At 65.8% G+C, this 2,318-nt stretch carries 2 protein-coding genes and 1 pseudogene; 1 reads left to right on the plus strand and 2 read right to left on the minus strand.

Annotation, left to right across the window (positions count from 1 at the left end; genetic code table 11):
* Positions 1 to 53: 53 nt before the first annotated feature.
* Positions 54 to 923: pseudogene (locus Q8K99_04360) on the plus strand (ISL3 family transposase).
* On the opposite strand, the gene Q8K99_04365 reads toward Q8K99_04360, so the two are convergent.
* Both Q8K99_04365 and recF read right to left on the minus strand, forming a co-directional pair.
* Positions 830 to 1,438, minus strand: coding sequence for a DUF721 domain-containing protein (locus Q8K99_04365; protein MDP2181786.1), 609 nt, complete (start codon positions 1,436 to 1,438; stop codon positions 830 to 832). The pseudogene Q8K99_04360 and the gene Q8K99_04365 sit on opposite strands and share 94 nt — an antisense overlap.
* Positions 1,435 to 2,318, minus strand: an 884-nt coding sequence (recF, locus tag Q8K99_04370; GenBank protein ID MDP2181787.1) for a DNA replication and repair protein RecF, incomplete at its 5' end; no start/stop codon positions are given. The genes recF and Q8K99_04365, both read right to left, overlap by 4 nt.

Raw genomic sequence — 2,318 nt, forward strand, 5'->3', positions numbered from 1 at the left:
ACCAGGTCGCATGGCTCGCGACCAACACCAGCCAAAGCACGGTCGGGCAGCTGATGCGGATAGCCTGGAGGACCGTCGGACGGGTGCTGAGAAGGGTCGTGGAGGAGCGCGGGGCGGGTGTGGACCCGCTCGACGGCCTGACGCGGATAGGCATCGACGAGACCAGCTACAGGCGGGGCCACCGATACCTGACCGTGGTGGTGTGCCACGACACCGGGCGCCTCGTCTGGGCGCACCCGGGCAACTCGAAGGCGACGCTTGAGATGTTCTTCGCCGAGCTCGGGGAGGAGCGGCGGGGCAGGATCACGCACGTGACCTGCGACGGGGCCGAGTGGATACACGACACCGTCCGCTCGCACTGCGGGAGGGCCGAGGTCTGCCTGGACGCGTTCCACATCGTCTCCTGGGCCAACGACGCGGTCGACACCGTCCGCAGGGAGCTGTGGAACGAGCAGCGAAAGAACGGCGACAAGGAGCTCGCCGGCGAGGTCAAGGGGACCAGGTGGGCACTTCTCAAGAACCCCGAGAACCTGACCTGACGCCAAAGCGACGTGCTCGCCCGGCTGGAGGGCGACAACTCGGACCTGTACCGCGCCTACCTCCTCAAGGAGCAGTTGCGCCTGCTGCTGCGGCAGCCGGAGGAGAAGGCCATCCCGCTCCTGGACGGCTGGATACGGTGGGCGGCGGCGAGCGGCCTCGCGGCGTTCGAGAAGGTCGCCAAGACGATAGCCCGCCAGCGCACAGCCATCGAGGCCATGATCCGCCACGGCCTGACCAACGGGCGCACCGAATCCGTCAACGCCAAGATCCGGCTCATTCAGCGACGCGCCTACGGCTTCCGCGACCCGTTCGCGCTGATAGCACTGGCCCGGCTCACCCTGTCCGGACTGTGCCCCCCGCTGCCCGGAAGAGGTCCGGCTTGATCCACACATGTGTCACAAGACCCCTTTTTCCACTCGTAGTCCCTCACTTGGGCGTTGATGGCCGCCTCACGCAGTCCTTCGTCGCCGATGACCGACGCCTCCCGCTCGATCTGGGCTCGCTCCGCCTCGGTCACGGGCACGGGGTCGACCTTGTCCTTGTTGTAGAGGGCCTCCTTGTCCGTCGCTGCGGCAGCGAGGGTGGCCTCCTCAACCACCTTCCGTGAGACAGTGAAGCGGATGGAACTTACCAGTTCCTCACCGAGGACTGAATTCACCGCTACCCGGAGGTGCTCACTCATCGCCGCTAGCTCGTTGGCCCATATGGGAGAGTCGACGTAGACCACCAACTCGCGTCCGCGAATGAAGATCCCGGCAGTATGCTCGGCAATCTGCGGTCCGCAGGCCTGTGGCCACGCCGACGCCACGCGTGCCGCCGCAAGACGACCGCCCTTGACGGCCCGGCGTAGGAACGACCCGAGTGCGCGCCCTAGGCTTGTACCGTCCTTCCCACTCACAACCGCACCACCGTGGCGGCGTCCGTGAACTTCTTCTCAAAGTAGCCAAGGTTCGTCGTGCTGATGAACGTCTGCACCCGCTCCGACACAAAGCCCATGAGCGCGTGCCTGCGCTTCTCGTCGAGTTCAGACATGACGTCGTCGAGCAGAAGAACGGGGGTCGCCCCCGTGACCCCCTCGGTGACCTGGACCTCGGCGAGCTTCCAGGCGAGTGCAGCTGTTCGCTGTTGCCCCTGCGACGCGAAGGCCCGCGCGTCCCTGTGAGATATCTCGATGGCCACGTCGTCCCTGTGCGGCCCGGTGAGGGTCATCACCTTCGCGCGCTCCGCACTCTCGTTCGCTGCGAGGTGTTCTCCCATCGCTTTGTGAAGCGACTCGGCGCTGGCTGTTGCGGGATTCAGCTCTCCCGCCCACGCAGCGACGTAGGTGGCTGAGAGCACCTCTTCCTCGGCGAGAGCCCGGTATATCTTCGCCATGGCTTCCGACACTCTGCCGAAGAGCCTGGCTCTGTGCATCCCCAGTTTCACCCCGCTTGCAACGAGCCTTTCCGTCCATGGCGCCAGCTCCTCCTCGCCAACGTCCCCTTGGCGCAGAAGGGCGTTCCTCTGCCTGACGACCCGCTCATACTCGGTGCGGACCACACCATAGGCGGGCGACAGCTGGACGCCTAGATCGTCGATCGTGCTTCGCCTGCGCTCAGCCGAATCCTTCACTATCCGCAGGTCGTCGGGTGTGAACACGACCGCTGGCAAGTTTCCCGTCACGCCGGACAGCTTTCGCCGCACACTCCCATTCACCCGGTACGTGCGCCTTCCCGCTGCCGTGACGTCGAGCGCCACAGCAAGTGACCTGTTGCCGTCTCGGGCATCCAGTTCCACGC

The organism is Actinomycetota bacterium (genome assembly GCA_030682655.1).
Lineage (GTDB): Bacteria > Actinomycetota > Coriobacteriia > Anaerosomatales > JAUXNU01 > JAUXNU01.